General features: G+C 41.0%; 16 protein-coding genes. 11 read left to right on the top strand and 5 right to left on the bottom strand.

Annotated features, from left to right (window positions below; genetic code table 11):
• The first annotated feature begins 235 nt into the window (after positions 1-235).
• On the top strand, positions 236-1,312 hold the full coding sequence (locus tag I593_RS12740; protein ID WP_016167989.1) for an aromatic ring-hydroxylating dioxygenase subunit alpha: 1,077 nt from the start codon (positions 236-238) through the stop codon (positions 1,310-1,312).
• Positions 1,313-1,322: 10 nt separating this feature from the next.
• A complete protein-coding gene (locus I593_RS12745) occupies positions 1,323-2,267 on the top strand; it encodes a PDR/VanB family oxidoreductase (protein WP_016167990.1) in 945 nt (314 codons plus the stop codon).
• A 48-nt stretch (positions 2,268-2,315) separates the two neighbouring features.
• On the opposite strand, the gene I593_RS12750 is transcribed toward I593_RS12745, so the two are convergent.
• The 3 genes from I593_RS12750 to mhpT form a co-directional block, all read right to left on the bottom strand.
• Complete coding sequence (locus I593_RS12750) at positions 2,316-2,999, bottom strand: GntR family transcriptional regulator (protein WP_016167991.1); 684 nt, start codon at positions 2,997-2,999, stop codon at positions 2,316-2,318.
• A gap of 126 nt (positions 3,000-3,125) precedes the next feature.
• Complete coding sequence (locus tag I593_RS12755; RefSeq protein WP_026441004.1) at positions 3,126-3,602, bottom strand: MarR family winged helix-turn-helix transcriptional regulator; 477 nt, start codon at positions 3,600-3,602, stop codon at positions 3,126-3,128.
• A gap of 64 nt (positions 3,603-3,666) precedes the next feature.
• Positions 3,667-4,899 carry a 3-(3-hydroxy-phenyl)propionate transporter MhpT gene (gene mhpT / locus I593_RS12760; RefSeq protein ID WP_016167993.1) on the bottom strand — a complete coding sequence of 411 codons (1,233 nt, stop codon included), beginning with the start codon at positions 4,897-4,899 and terminating at the stop codon, positions 3,667-3,669.
• A gap of 259 nt (positions 4,900-5,158) precedes the next feature.
• On the opposite strand from mhpT, the gene I593_RS12765 reads away from it, so the two are divergent.
• The 8 genes from I593_RS12765 (at position 5,159) to I593_RS12800 (ending at position 14,874) form a co-directional block, all read left to right on the top strand.
• Complete coding sequence (locus tag I593_RS12765) at positions 5,159-5,992, top strand: p-hydroxycinnamoyl CoA hydratase/lyase (RefSeq protein ID WP_016167994.1); 834 nt, start codon at positions 5,159-5,161, stop codon at positions 5,990-5,992.
• A 78-nt stretch (positions 5,993-6,070) separates the two neighbouring features.
• A complete protein-coding gene (locus I593_RS12770) occupies positions 6,071-7,531 on the top strand; it encodes an aldehyde dehydrogenase (RefSeq protein WP_035302035.1) in 1,461 nt (486 codons plus the stop codon).
• Positions 7,532-7,620: 89 nt separating this feature from the next.
• Positions 7,621-9,498 (top strand): feruloyl-CoA synthase, encoded by a 1,878-nt coding sequence (locus tag I593_RS12775; protein WP_016167996.1) that lies wholly within the window; start codon positions 7,621-7,623, stop codon positions 9,496-9,498.
• A gap of 74 nt (positions 9,499-9,572) precedes the next feature.
• A complete protein-coding gene (locus I593_RS12780) occupies positions 9,573-10,712 on the top strand; it encodes an acyl-CoA dehydrogenase family protein (RefSeq protein WP_016167997.1) in 1,140 nt (379 codons plus the stop codon).
• A gap of 82 nt (positions 10,713-10,794) precedes the next feature.
• Positions 10,795-12,048, top strand: coding sequence for an OprD family porin (locus tag I593_RS12785; protein ID WP_016167998.1), 1,254 nt, complete (start codon positions 10,795-10,797; stop codon positions 12,046-12,048).
• Between the two features lie 55 nt (positions 12,049-12,103).
• On the top strand, positions 12,104-12,640 hold the full coding sequence (locus I593_RS12790; RefSeq protein ID WP_016167999.1) for a DUF3237 domain-containing protein: 537 nt from the start codon (positions 12,104-12,106) through the stop codon (positions 12,638-12,640).
• Positions 12,641-12,694: 54 nt separating this feature from the next.
• Positions 12,695-13,087 (top strand): PaaI family thioesterase, encoded by a 393-nt coding sequence (locus tag I593_RS12795; protein WP_016168000.1) that lies wholly within the window; start codon positions 12,695-12,697, stop codon positions 13,085-13,087.
• Between the two features lie 32 nt (positions 13,088-13,119).
• Entirely contained in the window at positions 13,120-14,874 is a 1,755-nt protein-coding gene (locus I593_RS12800) for a tannase/feruloyl esterase family alpha/beta hydrolase (protein WP_016168001.1), read from the top strand.
• Between the two features lie 294 nt (positions 14,875-15,168).
• Here the strand turns inward: I593_RS12800 and I593_RS12805 are convergent, their stop codons facing one another.
• Positions 15,169-15,807: a LysE family translocator gene (locus I593_RS12805; protein WP_016168002.1), complete on the bottom strand. Its 639-nt coding sequence runs from the start codon at positions 15,805-15,807 to the stop codon at positions 15,169-15,171.
• Positions 15,804-16,448 carry an alanyl-tRNA editing protein gene (locus tag I593_RS12810; RefSeq protein WP_016168003.1) on the bottom strand — a complete coding sequence of 215 codons (645 nt, stop codon included), beginning with the start codon at positions 16,446-16,448 and terminating at the stop codon, positions 15,804-15,806. The genes I593_RS12805 and I593_RS12810 overlap by 4 nt, the downstream gene beginning before the upstream one ends.
• A gap of 89 nt (positions 16,449-16,537) precedes the next feature.
• On the opposite strand from I593_RS12810, the gene I593_RS12815 reads away from it, so the two are divergent.
• On the top strand, positions 16,538-17,473 hold the full coding sequence (locus tag I593_RS12815) for a LysR family transcriptional regulator (RefSeq protein WP_016168004.1): 936 nt from the start codon (positions 16,538-16,540) through the stop codon (positions 17,471-17,473).
• Positions 17,474-17,570 lie beyond the last annotated feature (97 nt).

Genomic DNA, 17,570 nt, shown 5'->3' on the forward strand with positions numbered 1-17,570 from the left:
AAGGCAAAAATGATTTTAAAAGTTTCAAAATCATGATATATGGATCCATTTATCAGAAAGCCCAAGAATCTAAATTTAATGGAAAAGTGGATCCATAAAGTAAACTTCATAAAATATAGAATTCGCTAAAACCAATAAATTACAAACTAAAAATCATAAAAAATGCCAAATGGCATTTGACAAGACCATTAAATCGACATAAATTGGATCCAATAATTGACAAGGAGTCATTACAATGTTCATAAAAAATGCATGGTATGTTGCATGCCGTCCTGAAGAAATCCAAGACAAGCCCCTCGGTCGTACTATCTGCGGCGAAAAAATTGTTTTCTACCGTGGCAAAGAAAATAAAGTGGCTGCTGTCGAGGACTTTTGTCCACATCGTGGCGCACCACTTTCACTCGGCTATGTTGAAGATGGAAATTTGGTCTGCGGTTATCATGGACTGGTCATGGGCTGCGAAGGAAAAACCATTGCTATGCCCGCACAGCGAGTCAATGGTTTCCCCTGTAATAAAGCCTATGCAGTGGTGGAAAAGTTCGGTTTTATTTGGGTCTGGCCGGGTGAAAAAGATCAAGCCGATGAATCCAAACTGCCTGTACTGGAATGGGCAGATCACCCTGAATGGAGTTATGGCGGTGGCTTGTTCCACATTCATTGTGACTATCGCCTAATGATTGATAACCTCATGGATTTAACTCATGAAACCTATGTGCATTCCAGCAGTATTGGGCAAAAAGAAATTGATGAATCCTTACCGATCACCAAAGTGGATGGCGATCATGTCATTACCGAACGTTATATGGATAATGTGATTGCCCCTCCTTTTTGGCAAATGGCACTTCGTGGCAATCATCTCGCAGATGATGTACCTGTAGATCGTTGGCAGCGTTGTCATTTTTTCGCCCCAAGTAATGTGCATATTGAAGTAGGTGTTGCTCATGCAGGTCATGGTGGCTATGACGCCCCTAAAGACAAAAAAGTGTCTTCAATCGTGGTGGATTTTATTACGCCTGAAACAGAAACCTCTCATTGGTATTTCTGGGGCATGGCACGCAACTTCCAGCCTGAAAATATCGAACTCACCGATCAAATTCGTGAAGGACAAGGCAAAATCTTTACGGAAGATTTGGAAATGTTGGAGCAACAACAACAAAACATTCTCAATAATCCGCAGCGCAAACTGCTGATGCTTAATATTGATGCGGGCGGAGTTCAATCACGCAAAATTATTGAGCGCTTATTGAGTGAAGAAAGACAGGCTGCAACCCCAATTGAAGTGGTCAAATTTCCAAATATTCATGTGATTTAAGGATAAAAACATGGACGTGATTATCAATAAGATTCATCAACTCACCCCTTCCATTCGTGCATTTGAACTGGTTTCCAGCTCAGGCTCGGCTTTGCCGCGCTTTGAGGCAGGTTCGCATATTGATGTCCATCTTAAAAATGGACTTACACGACAATATTCACTTTCTAATTGTTCGAGTGAAAACAATCGCTATGTGATTGGGGTGTTACACGATGAAAATTCACGTGGAGGTTCACGCTGCATACATAATGACTATCAAGAAGGTGATGTATTAAGTATTGGGCAGCCTCGTAATTTATTTGTATTGCATCGCAATACAAAAAAAGCTGTATTGTTTGCAGGGGGAATTGGAATTACCCCTATTCTTTCAATGGCTTATCGTTTAAAAGCACAGAATATTCCATTTGAGTTGCATTATTTCGTACGTAGCCATGAAATGATCGCCTTTTATGGCAATTTAACCCAACACTTTGCAGAGCAGATTCATTTTCACATTCAAAATCGGGTTGATACTGAATGTAATATGGCAAACGTATTACAACAACCCGATGTGATTAAACATTTGTATGTCTGCGGGCCAACAGGCTTTATGCAATTTGTGATGCAGTCAGCTGAAACAGCAGGTTGGCAACCAGAACAACTGCATCAAGAGCATTTTGTTGCACAACAAAGCAAGCAGGAAAACGATGAAGCATTTACTTTGGAAATTGCTGGCACAGGAAAGCGAATTGAAATTCATGCAGAACAGACCGTAACTCAAGCCTTGTTAGAACATGGTTTTGATGTGCCTGTATCTTGCGAACAAGGTATTTGCGGTACTTGTATTACCCGTGTTGTTTCAGGGGTTCCAGATCATCGGGATGTATTTATGACTGACGAAGAACGTGCCTTGAATAATCAGTTCACACCTTGCTGCTCTCGCGCTAAATCCAAACATTTGGTAATTGAGCTATAGGAATACTCATTTTACTCCTGCCCAAATTCATTGAGCAGGAGTTTTTCATTACACTTCAGTCAATATTTTTTTTACGGTTTCACCGAGTAAAGCGACACTGCTATGTTCTCGCATTAAAGTTTCGGCACGACCTGACTGGCGCTGAAGTAAAGCTTCATAAATAGAGCAATGCTGCAAATGTGCGTAGTGTAAGCGACGATATTCAGATAAGGCTCGTGATTCATCGTAAGTAATGGCTTGAACGGAAGCCATAGGCAATTGATTGTTTTTTGCCAAGGCTTGAATAAGTGCAATATTTTGCGCACCTTGAATAATCGTGTCATGAAAAATCACATTAAATTCATGATAACGCTCTAATTCTGCATCCCCAAATTCGGTATGTTCTGCAAAAAGCTGTTCAATTTGTTCTATACAGTTTTTGAGGGTTTGTTGCTGTACGTCCGATAAACCTTGCTCGGCTAAAGTTTTGGCTGCTAAGCCTTCGAGTACGCCGCGAACTTCCAAAGCATCATTGACCAATTCATTTGAAATTTCACGAACGGTATAACCACGGGTTGGGTTCTTAATCAACAGTCCTTCTTGTTCTAAAAGTCGAAAAGCTATACGTACAGGCTGACGGGATACCCCAAGCAACTCTGCTGTTGGAATTTCTGCAATGCGACTACCGCCTTCAAGTTCACCTGCGATAATCATTTTTCTTAATTTAATTAATACTTGTTGTCCTGAAGACATCCTAGCCACACTTGTTCAAATATTTCAAAGTCATGCTAACAAGTTCAATCCTCAAGTGACAATACATTTTGAATAGAGAAAAGGTCTACATGATATGCATTGGGATATTAAAGCTTAATTTTTGATTTACTCTGAAGGTGCTTCAACTTGAGATTGTTTTAAGTTATTGACCATAATGTCTAAATTATTGCGAATTAAATAAGCCAAATTCATATCAACTCCCTGCAACATTTTACTTTCCAACGCTTCAACCACTGCATTGCACTCGGCTAATTTAGCCAAACCAGTTTCTGTTACAGTAAGCAAAATACGACGACCATGAGTTGGATCTGGCGTTTTCTCAATCCATTGTTGTTGCAATAAATCTTGCAAAATTTTATTGGCCGACTGTGGCTTAATAAACGAACGTTCTGCAAGCTTGGCATTCGATAAATTATTTTTAGAGGCTAAAACAGATAAGGCCGTGAACTGAGGCAAAGTGATGTCTAAATCTTTTAAATGTTCTGTTAAATATTTACTAATTACTCGATCTATACGTGCGATGGTATAGCTTAAGCGTGGACCATCTTCTATTTTTTTATCAACGATATTTGAACGCATCATAATTTTCATCACAAAAGCTAAAACTAAAAAAAGTATGAGAGTAGACTCCCATACTTCCTTGGACTTATCGAGCTGTCGAACTTTGTATTAACTGTACAGGCTGTTTAGGCTTTCTGACAAGCATCAAAGCAGAAATCGCCGCGATCAGAATAACAGGAATACTTGAGCCAATTACAATCGTGGCACTTTTACCAATCGACAGTAAAAATCCTGCCAAGAGTGGACCTGCAAATGAGCCGATGCGCCCAATTGCCACTGCTGCACCCACACCCGTACCACGCATTTCGGTCGGATAGTACATCGCTGCCAGACCATACAATGCTGATTGCCCACCCACAATAAACAAGCCACAACCCACTGCTGATAACGCCAGTAAAGCCACAGTAGGAGAAAAGGACAAACAGCACAGTGAAACCAAAATACCCAAATAGATAAATTTGATCACGAAACTCATGCGCATTTTATCAAGCATCATACCCATCAAGATTGAACCAAAGATGCCGCCTACGTTGTAGCCCATTTGAATATAGTTTGCCTCTAATTTTGAAAGCCCTTGAGCGCCCATCAACAGTGGCAACCAGTTCAACAAGAAATACAGCACAACGAGGGTACAGAAAAAGCTGATCCAAATCTGAATGGTCGACATACGACGGTCTTTGGCAAACAGTACTTCCATAAAAGATGTGGTTTGCTGACTTTGGGTTTTTCTTTGCAAATAATCGCTAGATTCAGGCAATAATTTTAACAACAACGGAATTAATAAAATCGGTGCAATACCGCCGACATAAAAAATATGACGCCACTCTGCATCTCCTGCCAACATCATGGCAACCACCGAAGTTAATAGCCCTCCAAATGGAATACCGCTATACATCACACTGACCGCAGTTCCTTTACGGTCAGATGAAACTGCCTCAGATGCCAAAGTAATCATCATGGGTAAGGCACCACCCATTCCTAAACCGGTTAGAAAGCGAATGACTAACAGGAGTTCATAATTAGCTGCAAAAGCAGTCACTAAAGACATGACTCCGAAGAGTAAAATACTAAAAATTAATACTTTTTTACGACCAATAATATCTGCCAGTCTTCCTCCAATAATAGCACCTGGCAAAGTACCTAAAATTGCTGCACTAAAAGCCAAGGCCATTTGTGCATTATCCAACATAAACTCTGCGCGCATGCGCGGTGCTGCAACCCCCATGGATTGAAGATCAAAACCTTCAAAGATGGCGATGGCAAAACACAGCAATAAAGTGATTTTCGCCTTTCCTGACGGATGTAACACTTTTTCCATAGTTCAATCCTTTTTTCACAGTTATTTCCATTAGATTTTGTTGTTTTGTGCTGTTCATTGAACACCCAATAAAATATCAGTTAGACTGATTAAAAAATCAATAGTAATTTTAAATATAATTTTAAATAATATTTAATTTTTATATTTTTCATTGATTTATAAATTTTATTTGAAATTTTTCAAAAAACACTTGAATGTAAGTTTAACTGATATTATGTTGGATACAGAACAAACAAACTGTCATTCAAGGAGTAAGCACATGACATATGAAAAGCGCTGGGAAACCGTTGATGTTAAAGTTCAAAATGGAATTGCATGGGTCACATTCAATCGCCCAGAAAAGAAAAATGCCATGAGTCCAACATTGAATCGTGAAATGATTGATGTATTGGAAACTATCGAACTGGATCAAGAGGCTCGCGTGGTAGTTCTTACAGGTGCTGGCGATTCATGGACTGCGGGCATGGATTTGAAAGAATATTTCCGTGAAGTGGATAGCCAACCAGAAATTGTACAAGAGCGTATCCGCCGTGATTCTTGTCGCTGGCAGTGGCAATTATTGCGTATGTATTCAAAACCAACCATCGCTATGGTTAATGGATGGTGTTTCGGTGGCGGCTTCTCCCCGTTAGTGGCTTGTGATCTGGCTATTGCAGCAGACGAAGCAACCTTTGGTTTATCTGAAATTAACTGGGGAATTCCACCGGGCAACTTGGTCAGTAAAGCAATGGCTGATACTGTTGGACACCGTACCTCTCTGTATTACATTATGACGGGCAAGACTTTCAGCGGAAAAGAAGCGGAAAATATGGGCTTGGTCAATAAAAGTGTGCCTTTGGCTCAACTTAAAGAAGAAGTCACTGAACTTGCCAATATTTTACTAGAGAAAAACCCTGTGGTATTGCGTACTGCGAAGAATGGCTTTAAACGCTGTCGTGAACTCACTTGGGATCAAAATGAAGATTATTTATATGCCAAGTTAGATCAATGTAACCATCGCGATACCGAAGGCGGACGCCAAGAAGGTCTGAAACAATTCCTAGATGAAAAATCAATTAAACCAGGTTTACAAAGCTACAAGCGTACTGGCTAATTTCTGGTTTTTTTAAATGGTTAAGTAAGGATACAACCCATGAACAATGTACAGTTAAAACAAGATGAATCTATAGACATGCCAAACAGTCCTACGGTGCAATTGCTCATTCACGGGCAATCTGTCGATGCATCGAATCAGGCAACATTTGAACGGATTAGTCCTATTGATGGTCAAGTCGCCAGTGTTGCGGCGGCTGCGACATTAGCCGATGTTGATTTAGCAATAGCATCTGCGGAAAAGGCTTTTCCTATTTGGTCGAAACTTTCTCCTACTGAACGTCGCTTACGTTTACTCAAAGCAGCGGACTTGATGGATGCAAGAACAGATCAATTTATTGAAATTGGGATGCGTGAAACAGGTTCAACTGCGACATGGTATGGGTTTAATGTCCACCTTGCTGCCAACATGTTGCGTGAAGCAGCAGCCATGACCACACAAATGGATGGCAGTCTTATTCCGTCTGATGTGCCGGGAAATATGGCAATGGGGATCCGTGTTCCGTGTGGCGTTGTAGTTGGCATAGCGCCTTGGAATGCTCCTGTAATTTTACCGACTCGTGCATTAGCAATGCCACTGGCCTGTGGTAATACTGTGGTACTCAAAGCATCTGAAGCTTGCCCTGCAACACAGCGTTTAATTGGTCAAGTGTTGCATGAAGCAGGACTTGGCGATGGTGTGGTAAATGTCATTACTCATGCTGCTGAAGACGCACCACAAATTGTGGAACGCTTGATTTCGCACCCTGCGGTCAAACGAATTAATTTTACTGGCTCTACCAAAGTCGGAAAAATTATTGCAGAAACCGCGGCCAAATATTTAAAACCTGTTCTACTCGAACTTGGTGGAAAAGCGCCTGTAGTGGTGTTGAATGAAGCTGATGTTGATGAGGCTGTCAATGCAGTTGCATTTGGTGCTTTTTTCAACCAAGGGCAAATCTGTATGTCTACCGAACGTGTACTCGTTCAAGATGGGATTGCAGATCAATTTATTGAAAAACTGATTGAAAAGACCCGTACCATTCATGCAGGAAATCCAGCATTTAAAGGGCACACTCTTGGGGTATTGGAAAGCCAGCGCGCTGCAAATCGCATTCGACATTTACTTGAGGATGCGCAAAGTAAAGGGGCAAATTTACCGCTCGGCATTCAAATACAAGACACCACCATGCAACCAACTTTGGTTTTAAATATTCAACCCGAAATGCTGCTATATCGTGAAGAATCTTTTGGCCCTGTTTGCACGGTACAACGCTTTAGCAACGTTGAAGAAGGCATTGCCGTTGCCAATGACAGTGAATTTGGTTTATCTGCTGCCGTGTTTAGTCAAAATATTGCACAAGCACTGGATGTTGCAAAACAAATTGACTCAGGTATTTGCCATATTAATGGTGCAACCGTACACGATGAAGCACAAATGCCTTTTGGTGGAACCAAAGCCAGTGGATACGGACGCTTTGGCAGTAAGGCTTCGATTGCAGAATTTACCGAATTACGTTGGATTACCATTCAAACCCAGCCTCGCCATTATCCAATTTAAGGCTTGGACTGGCGTAGAAATAAAATATAAATTGCATGATGCAAAAAATATAAAAGCGCAGTGATGCGCTTTCCATGGAGTGAAAAACAATGCAAATGAATGCCACTCAATCACAAGATCGCGAACGACTGGTAAAACTTGGGCGTCATGATATTGATTACGTCTACAAAGATCAGGTTTTGTATCTGCATCCGAAAGAACAACTAAACAGCTATCCGCAAAAACTGACTGATCGCCTGATTCATTTTGCACAAACCAAACCAGAGCATATTTTTGCGGCAAAACGGAATACTCAAGGTGAGTGGGTTAAACTCAGTTATGCCGACACCTTGCAACGTGCATGGCATATTGCCCAAGCCTTACATAATCGCAATTTGAGCGAGCAGCGCCCTTTGCTTATTTTATCGGGCAATGATCTTGAGCATTTAACGCTGTCGATGGCTGCGATGTTGGCTGGTGTTCCATTTTCTGCCATATCCCCTGCTTATTCACTGATTTCACAAGATTTTGGCAAACTCAAACATGTTTTCGATGTACTTACTCCGGGTATGGTTTATGCCAATGATGGTCAGGCTTTTGCTAAAGCCATTCAAAGTTGCGCCCAAACGGAGATTGAAGTTGTTACCAATAAAGGGATTCTAGGCGAACATGGTTGCACTGCCTTTCAAGAACTATTAGATACGCCTGTCACGAATGTGCAAGAGCATTATCAAAGTTTAGACGAACATCAAATTGCCAAATTTTTGTTTACTTCTGGTTCGACTAAACTACCGAAAGCTGTTCCAACTACACATTTGATGTTAAGTGTAAATCAGCAAATGTTATTACAAACTTTCCCAGAGTTTGAAGAAACACCACCTGTATTACTCGATTGGTTGTCTTGGCATCATACCTTTGGTGGTAGCCACAATGTCGGGATCGCCTTATATAACGGCGGCACTATCTATATCGATGATGGTAAACCTGTTGCAGGCAAGTTCGATGAGACGATTCGAAACTTAAAAGAAATTTCACCCACAGTTTATTTAAATGTACCCAAAGGTTGGGAAGAACTCACCGATGCACTGGAAAAAGATGCTGAATTGCGTGATCGCTTTTTTGCCAAAGTGAAAATTCTATTCTTTGCCGGTGCTGCTTTATCCGAAGCGGGTTGGAATCGATTAGACCGAATTGCACAGCAACATTGCGGTGAAAAAATCCGCATTATGAGTGGCCTTGGCATGACCGAGACAGCCCCCTCTTGTGCCTTTACCACAGGCCCGCGTGTTATGGCAGGCTTTATTGGCTACCCTGCACCCGGCTGTGAAATCAAATTGGTTCCATATGGCGATAAACTTGAATTCTGTGTCCGTGGCAAACATGTCATGAAAGGTTATTGGCGCTTAAATGAAGATCAGCAAAGTACAGTCTTTGATGAAGAAGGCTTTTTCCATACTGGAGATGCGGTTCGCTTAGTCGATGTCAATGATCCAACTCAGGGCTTGATGTACGATGGCCGTATTGCAGAAGACTTTAAACTCAATACAGGCACGTTTGTAAATGTTGGTACCTTACGCAATAAAGTGCTGATTCAGGGAAATTTACTGATTCAAGATGTCTGTATTACGGGGTCTAACCTAAACGCGATTGGTTTTTTAATTTTTCCCAAACTGGATGCCTGTGCCGATTATGCAGGGCTGTCTTTATCAGAACATCGCGCTGAAGAAATTTTGAAACATCCAAAAATCCAGCAATGGTTCCGTCAATTCTTGATGCACTACAACAAAGATGCAACAGGAAGTTCCAATCGCGTTTCTATGCTGTATCTGCAAACTGAACCACCGCAACTGGATGCGGGTGAAGTCACCGATAAAGGTAATCTCAATCAAGGCAATATTATTAAGCGTCGTGCCGAGAAAATTGAAGAGTTGTATCAAAAACAGACCGATAATTCGCTGATTATTCGAGTCCCAACTTTAAACAACTAAATCACTGAAATAACAGTAAAAAAACTCAATTTATTTTGGGCTTTACCCTTACTTTTGCCAAAAAAAGGTTAAGTATGCAACAAGATACTGAATTTGAACTGTTTCGCGATAACTATCGCCGCTTTTTGAAAGAGTTTGTCACTCCACATTATGAGCAATGGGAAGAAGATGGTCTGATTCCGAGACAATTATGGAACCAGTTAGGTGAAAACGGCTTTTTATGTGTGGATGTACCTGAAGAATATGGCGGTTATGGCGCCCCCATTCACTATTCTCTGATGCTGGTACAGGAAACTGCACAAGCAGGTTTTACCTCCTTGGCTGTTGCAATTGGTGGACAAAATGAACTGGTTTCTCCATATATTCAAAACTTAGGCAGTGAAGAACAAAAGCAATATTGGCTACCCAAAATGGTTACTGGCGAAGTGGTGACTGCGATCGCCATGACGGAAGCCAATGCTGGCTCTGACTTACAAGCCATTCGTACTCAAGCCATTTTGAACGATGACCATTATCTGGTGGATGGTTCAAAAACCTTTATTTCCAATGGGATACATGCCGACCTCATTGTCTTGGTGGCAAAAACAAATCCTGAAGCTCGAGCAAAGGGTATTTCCCTATTATTGGTTGATGCTACATTAGAAGGTGTTGAAAAAGGGCGATCTCTGAAAAAAATTGGACTCCATGCCCAAGACACCGCTGAGTTATTTTTCGATCAGGTCAAAGTACCTAAGAATCAAAGACTGGGAGAAGAAGGTCAAGGTTTTGCCTACCTCATGCAGGAATTGCCCCGTGAACGTTTAAGTATTTCCATGATGGCATTGGGTTCAATTTTAGGTGCGATTGAACTCACCAGTGATTATGTTCAGCAACGAAAAGCCTTTGGTCAACCTTTAAGTCACATGCAAAACACGCGTTTTGTGTTGGCCAACACGCAAATTAAAGCCAAAGCAGCTCAGGCCTTTGTCGATCAATGTGCGGAACAATATAGTCGAGATGCGTTAAGTGTCAGCCATGTTGCTGCCTTGAAATGCTTTATTACCGATACTCAATGCGATGTGATTGATCAATTACTGCAATTGTTTGGTGGTTATGGCTACATGCAGGAATATCCAATTTCACGTTTCTTTGTCGATGCGCGTGTGCAAAAAATTTACGGCGGCACCAATGAAATTATGAAAGAAATTGTCGCGCGGGAAATGCTCGGAAAATAATTCGTTTAAACGACAAATGAAGAACAGACCTTGGTTTGAGGTCTGCATGTAAAACAACAATGATATTTCAGGAAGAAATGCAATGCAGTCTAAATTATGGATGTACTCTACCCTTATGCTCTCCAGTTCAGTATTTGCTGGTAACTTTATTGATAACAGCACAGTCGATTTAACCACGCGAAATTTTTATTTCGATCGAGATTATCAAGAGCAGTCTAAATACCCAGCCGCTAAAGACTGGACACAAGGATTTATTCTAAAAGCCAATTCAGGCTATACCGAAGGAACAATTGGTTTTGGGATAGATATTTTAGCGACGGCTGGGTTGAAATTGGATGCTAGTGCTGACTATGCAGGAACAGGAAATTTACCACGAGATACTGTGACCAATGAACCTGCTTCCAGTTATGGGGAAATTGGAGTCACAGGTAAAGCTAAAATCAGTAAAACTGAATTAAAGGTTGGAACACTTCGACCAATGAACCCTGTACTGGTTGCCTCACCTGCCCGTTTATTACCACAAACCTACCGAGGCATTTCCTTAGAATCGAAAGATATTCCAAATCTGGATTTTCAATCGGCGTATATCGATCAGGTCAATCATCGTGATTCAACTAACTGGGAAAATCTGCGCATTTCAGCAGTCAATGGTCGCTTTAAAAGTGCCGATACCGACCAACTGTATTATCTAGGTGGTCATTATCAGCTTATTCCAAGTACCAAACTGACCAGTTTTTATATGGATGTAGAGGATCTATATAACCAGTCCATGTTTGGCATTACCTATAATCACAAATTCAATGACAGCAATAATTTTAGCTCACAATTACGTTACTACCGCAGCCGTGAAGATGGGCAAGCCAAAGCAGGTTTGGTGGATAACGACCTGATTCATGGTTATTTTGAACTGAAACATCAAAATCACAAATTTATTTTGGCGACTTTTCATCATAGTGGCGACACAGCATTTCCATATTTAACGGGCGGAGAAACGGGGCTACTGATCGATACTTGGCCTGCGGAATTTTTAAATCCCAAAGAGCGTGTTTATAGCTTCCGTTATGAATATGACTTCAAAAACTATGTACCAGGTTTACGTTTCATGACCCGTTACACCACAGGCGATAATATTTATGCACCAAATTTGGGTGGAACCGATTTAAAAGAACACGAAACCGATTTTGACATTGGTTATACCGTGCAAAACGGGCCATTAAAAAATCTAGGTTTACGTGCTCGCTACGCCATGTATGACAACAACATGCTCTCAACCGCCAACATCAAACCGTCCAACGAAACACGTATTAACATTGACTACACTTGGAAATTTAAATAATGCCTTGAGGTTCTGCTGTTGCCAGAACCTCTTTTTTTTTTGCGAGAAAATTCTAATGAAAAAAATACTCGGACTTTGCTTTGGCCTGAGCTTATTCAGCCAGAGCTATGCTGAAACGCAATACCATCCGCCAGTACCTCATTTAGAACCACTGGCTCAATTTAGCGTGGATTTGAATGCACCTGTTTGGGAGCTTGGAACCACTAGCGATAGCGGCAAACGTCGAATAATTCCAATTACAGGTGGCACCTTCCAGGGGAAACAACTCAAAGGTCGAATTTTAAATAATGGAGCAGATTGGCAAATTGTGGACAATCAAGGACTTGCCATTATTGATACACGTTACCTGTTAGAAACAGATGATGGCGCTTTAATTTATTTACAAACCAAAGGTTATCGACATGGCTCAAAAGAAGTGCTGCAACAACTGGCGCAAGGTAAAGATGTCGACCCGAACAAATACTATTTCAAAATCACCATGCAATTTGAAACCAGCTCACCCAAATATGCGTGGCTGAATCAAACTGTTGCCGTCGGGAGTGCCATGCGTTTAGGCAAAGCCGTAATTTATGACGCTTACACGCTGCAATAAGCATCGAAGCTCTATCTATCTTTTCGTCATTATTCGAGGAACGGATCTTTCATTATGACTCCAAGCACTTTAACAAACCTTCCCCCCATTCATCATCTTCTGGGAGGTCATAATATCCAATGGAATGCTGACCAGACTGAACTAGAAATTAGTTATGTCGCATTGGACAGCTTTACCAATCCGCGAGGCAGTGTAGAAGGTGGCATGGTCTGTGCCATGCTAGATGATGTGATGGGGCTGTTTGCTTATCTTGCCAATAATCAAACTCCAGCAACCACCATTAACTTGACTATGGATTTTTTACGTCCCTGCCAAGTGGGAACTGTACTCACCAAATGCCGCTTTACCAAACAAGGCAAAGCCATTCTGAGCCTTGAAAGCGAAGCATGGCAAAACCAAAAAATGATTGCACGAAGTACCGCCAATTTCATGGTTCTCCAATCTTAACCTTCAACATTGATTGATATGGAATTTCAATAATGCAAAAAAATTTAAAACAAAAAAATTGGTTCACACCGTTAAGTGTATTGACCTTATGTATTGGTCTTTCAGCCTGTAGCGATAATGACAGCTCAAATACGCCACAAGCGACAGTATCAATTCCGCAAGTGACGCCTGCTGTGGGCACCAATTTAAAAGGTGCTTGTACAGATTTAAATGGCTTTCACTATGCAAACACCAGTATCACTTCAGCAACTTTACAAGAAGCGGGCAGCCTCAAGGTTGCGGGGCAAGACATCGCTGCACATTGCTTAATTACAGGCTACATGTATCCACGCGTCAGTCCCGTAGATGGTCAAACCTATCAAATTGGTTTTGAAATGCGCTTACCTCTAGATTGGAATGGTCGTTTCCTTTATCAGGGGAATGGTGGTACAGATGGCAATATTGCGACAGCAACGGGGCAAGTGGGCAGCGGTGGCCCATTGACCAATGCCCTGCATGATGGCTTTGCTGTTATTTCATCTGATGCGGGACACAATGCAGCCCAAAACCCATTGTTTGGCTTAGACCCACAAGCTCGAATTGACTATGGGTATGGCGCAATCACTAAACTCACGCCAATGGCGAAAAATCTGATTCAAGCCGCTTATGGAAAATTGCCAGATCGTTCTTATGCAGGTGGAACTTCAAACGGTGGTCGACATGCCATGATGGCGGCAACACGTCTAGCAGATCAGTATGATGGGATTCTTGCCAGTACACCGGGTTTCCATTTGCCACGTGCTGCGGCAGCCCAACTTTATACGGCGCAACAATTACGCCGAGTGGCTACCGATGAAAACGATTTAAGAACAGCCCTCACCCTATCTGAACGGAAAGTGCTGGCGCAAGCTATTTTAAATCAATGTGATGGACTTGATGGTATTACAGATGGTTTAGTCCAAGACGTTGAAGCTTGTCGTACGGCATTTGATATTCACCGCGATGTTCCAGTATGTTCTAGCACACGAGATGGCAGTTGTTTATCTACAGATCAAATTGATGTGCTTGCCAATATCTATCAGGGTCCTGTAAATGCAACAGGTGAAGCATTATATGCCACACAACCGTTTGATCCGGGGCTGATCGGCAGTAATTGGGCGAGTTGGAAATTTGATTCATCTGTTGGTACAGCACGTGACCCAGTTGCAGTCGGAATCATTTTTCAGGTTCCACCAAATCCAGACGTTATGCTCAATTCTCGCCAATTTGCTTTCAACTTTAATTTTGATGTGGACTATGCAAAATTATCTGCCACCAATGAAACCTACCCAGAAAGTGCCATGTCTTTTATGATTCCACCTGATGAGTTGAATTTGGATAAACTCCTTGCACGTGGCGGTAAAATGATTGTAGTTCAGGGCACTGCTGACGGTGTATTTTCTGTAGATGACACCCAGAACTGGTACGATAAATTACTACAAAAATATCCAAATAACGCCTCTGGCAATGCTCCAAGTTTTGTTCGTTTTTTTCGTGTTCCAGGCATGAATCACTCTCGTGGTGGTATCTCAACCGATCAGTTTGATGCACTCACAGCCTTGGTCAATTGGGTGGAATATGGTCAGGCGCCAGATCGAATCATTGCTGGAGCACGGGGTGAAGGCAATGCCAGTGGGCAAGTGAATACTGAATTACCTACCGATTGGTCGGCCACTCGTACACGCCCACTTTGCCCATATCCTTTAATCGCACGTTATAACGGTCAGGGAGACAGTGAGCAAGCCGAGAATTTTAGCTGTAAATTGTAATAAAAAATAAGTGTTTAGAAACAAAGTAAGAGCGAAAAATCAGCTCTTTCTTTGTTTGAGTCAGGTTAATACTATTTATAATCGAATGGCTGGAAACCTTCCTCAAACATGACTTCTCCCCAAACATTCGATTTTGTTGGTGTAAAGTCAAAAATTTTAGAAGAGTTTAAGCTATTGACTGCATCTATCAAAAGATTTGCAGTTTTAATCCTCTTAGCTCGTTGTATTTTAATGATTTAAATTTTATTACCATAATTTCAAATGCCTTATCATATCTTTATGCTTTATTGATGATTAGAACTCAATCCCTAAAATTAACCGTATTGCGATTGCACCCAGTAACACGCCCATAACTTTTTCTAAAATAGAATTATATTTCAGAAAGCCTGATCTGATTCTAGGCTGCGTAAAAATCAAACTGACTGCAATAAACCACAAAGTATTTACCAAACACATCCACTCACCATACAGGATCTGTATATATAACGGTGTTGTTGTGCTGACTATACTGGTGAAAATGGCCAAGAAAAAAATGGTGGCCTTCGGGTTCAGTGCATTGGTCCAAAAACCAGTCATGAACGCTTGATGATAAGATATCGTTCTGTGTTCAGAGGTAACATCCATATTGATTTCAATTGGTGTCGACCCACCTTTCAAACAATTCCAGCCTAAATAGAGTAAATATAAGGCACCGATTATTTGAAAAAGACTCATGAAAATATGATTTTGAGACAGAACTAGCCCAACACCCATAAGGGTATAAAACACATGAACGGAAATGCCACAACCAATTCCTACTGCGGTTATACAGCCGATTCGATAACCGTGTTGGGTACTTTGCCGCACACTAATAATGAAATCGGGACCTGGAATAATGACTGCAAGAAAATGTATGAGGGTTAGCGTAAGAAACTCATGGTAATAGACATTCATCCTAAAATACCCTTAGCTAAGGCATAATGTACGGTGAGTTTGCCTTTCTTTATTTCCATTTTAATAATTTTGACGTTACCAACTTCCGATAAAGATAGAACATGCGTTCCACCACAAGGATAGGCATTCAATTCACCAAACTGAATTTCACGAAATCCATTCTCATTAAGGGTAATCTTTGCTGCTAAATCTGCATCGATAAAGGCTTGTAGACGAGTTTCTAAATACATAGAATCCACAGGTTCACTGTTTTGGGTCGCCAAAAACTGTACTTTTGAATTATTTGGCCAGTGTTGTGCTTTGATTGGTTGCCAACCATAACTTTCAACAATATGTCCAATCAAATGTCCTGCACTGTGCAAACGACTGTGGAGTCGACGGGCTTGAATATCAACTTTTGCATATACTCGACCTAATGCTACAGCACTTTTACATAGATGAATAATCGTGCCATTTTCAATTGCGACATGGACAACTTCACTCTCTGCAATATATCCAGTATCACTCGGTTGTCCCCCACCTTGAGGATGAAATGGCGTGTTTTCTAATTTAATTTCAAATTGACCATTTTCCAGTAAAGTACAAGCCACAACTTCGACGAAACTTTCAGTAACACCAGATAAATAAAGATGTTTAATCATGAAATAATAACCATATCTAAATATGAAAAAATTGTATAACTTTGTCTATGGGGTGATAATCTAGAAAATTATCAAATAACTTTTGCTTCATGAGCACAAATCAAAATTTAAACTTACTGAATGAAATGGTGACATTTGTAACAGTGGTAGAAACAGGCAGTTTTTCTGAAACAGCGCGTCAGTTTGGAACAACACCTTCCGCAATCAGTCGAGCTATTTCGCGTTTGGAAAAAGCATTAGGGACCCGGCTACTACAAAGAACCACTCGTAAGTTACGTATAAGTGAAAGTGGACAAGCTGTATACGAGCGTTGCCTAGATATGGTGAATGCAGCTCAAGCCGTAATGGAAAGTTCGGAAAAATTTCACTCAGAACCTCAAGGTCAAATTCGAATGAGTGTGCCTAAGGCCGTTGGGCATTATCTAATTCACCCCTATTTACCTGAATTTTTGAGACTTTATCCTAAAATTGATATTCAACTACTATTAGAAGATCGTTATGTTGATTTAATTGAAGATCAAGTCGACCTAGCTATTCGTATTACAGAGAAGCCACATGATGGTTTGATGGGCCGTAAACTTTTAGAAATAGACCATGTAATTTGTGCAACGCCTGAGTATTTATCAAGGTTTGGTACACCTCAGCATCCACACGATTTGAAAGAACATCAGTGTATCTATTTGGGTGAGCAAGCAATAGATTCAAAATGGAAATTTCAACAAGGGAACAAAAACCTTTCAGTCCATGTCAAAGGTCGCTACGCGGCGAATCATACAGGAGTACGACTTGATGCAGCCTTACAGCACCTTGGAATTGCCAGTTTACCATTCTTTGTAGCCAATAAGGCAATGAAAAATAAGCAGTTAATTCAAGTTTTGTCAAACTGGTATTTTAAAACCTACTATAGTGGCGGAGCATGGTTGTTGTACCCAGCGACAAAACATTTGCCACCAAAACTAAAAGTATTGATTGAATTTCTGGCACAAAAATTGGCACAAGAACCGACATTGTTAAGACCAGATTGATAAAAAAATACGCAAAAGGTTGTATGCTGAAGCAATGAAGGAAGGTGCTTTAAATATGAGCAGAACCAGTAAATGTAAGAACAATTTTTGTTATTTA

Source organism: Acinetobacter tandoii DSM 14970 = CIP 107469, from assembly GCF_000400735.1.
GTDB lineage: Bacteria > Pseudomonadota > Gammaproteobacteria > Pseudomonadales > Moraxellaceae > Acinetobacter > Acinetobacter tandoii.

Bases quoted from the DNA above. Each gene is read 5' to 3' on its own strand.
- I593_RS12815 (WP_016168004.1), top strand. From the start codon at position 16,538: ATGAGCACAAATCAAAATTTAAACTTACTGAATGAAATGGTGACATTT.
- I593_RS12755 (WP_026441004.1), bottom strand. From the start codon at position 3,602: ATGATGCGTTCAAATATCGTTGATAAAAAAATAGAAGATGGTCCACGC.
- I593_RS12805 (WP_016168002.1), bottom strand. From the start codon at position 15,807: ATGAATGTCTATTACCATGAGTTTCTTACGCTAACCCTCATACATTTT.
- I593_RS12750 (WP_016167991.1), bottom strand. From the start codon at position 2,999: ATGTCTTCAGGACAACAAGTATTAATTAAATTAAGAAAAATGATTATC.
- I593_RS12765 (WP_016167994.1), top strand. From the start codon at position 5,159: ATGACATATGAAAAGCGCTGGGAAACCGTTGATGTTAAAGTTCAAAAT.
- I593_RS12785 (WP_016167998.1), top strand. From the start codon at position 10,795: ATGCAGTCTAAATTATGGATGTACTCTACCCTTATGCTCTCCAGTTCA.
- I593_RS12775 (WP_016167996.1), top strand. From the start codon at position 7,621: ATGCAAATGAATGCCACTCAATCACAAGATCGCGAACGACTGGTAAAA.
- I593_RS12740 (WP_016167989.1), top strand. From the start codon at position 236: ATGTTCATAAAAAATGCATGGTATGTTGCATGCCGTCCTGAAGAAATC.
- mhpT (WP_016167993.1), bottom strand. From the start codon at position 4,899: ATGGAAAAAGTGTTACATCCGTCAGGAAAGGCGAAAATCACTTTATTG.
- I593_RS12770 (WP_035302035.1), top strand. From the start codon at position 6,071: ATGCCAAACAGTCCTACGGTGCAATTGCTCATTCACGGGCAATCTGTC.
- I593_RS12780 (WP_016167997.1), top strand. From the start codon at position 9,573: ATGCAACAAGATACTGAATTTGAACTGTTTCGCGATAACTATCGCCGC.
- I593_RS12810 (WP_016168003.1), bottom strand. From the start codon at position 16,448: ATGATTAAACATCTTTATTTATCTGGTGTTACTGAAAGTTTCGTCGAA.
- I593_RS12790 (WP_016167999.1), top strand. From the start codon at position 12,104: ATGAAAAAAATACTCGGACTTTGCTTTGGCCTGAGCTTATTCAGCCAG.
- I593_RS12800 (WP_016168001.1), top strand. From the start codon at position 13,120: ATGCAAAAAAATTTAAAACAAAAAAATTGGTTCACACCGTTAAGTGTA.
- I593_RS12745 (WP_016167990.1), top strand. From the start codon at position 1,323: ATGGACGTGATTATCAATAAGATTCATCAACTCACCCCTTCCATTCGT.
- I593_RS12795 (WP_016168000.1), top strand. From the start codon at position 12,695: ATGACTCCAAGCACTTTAACAAACCTTCCCCCCATTCATCATCTTCTG.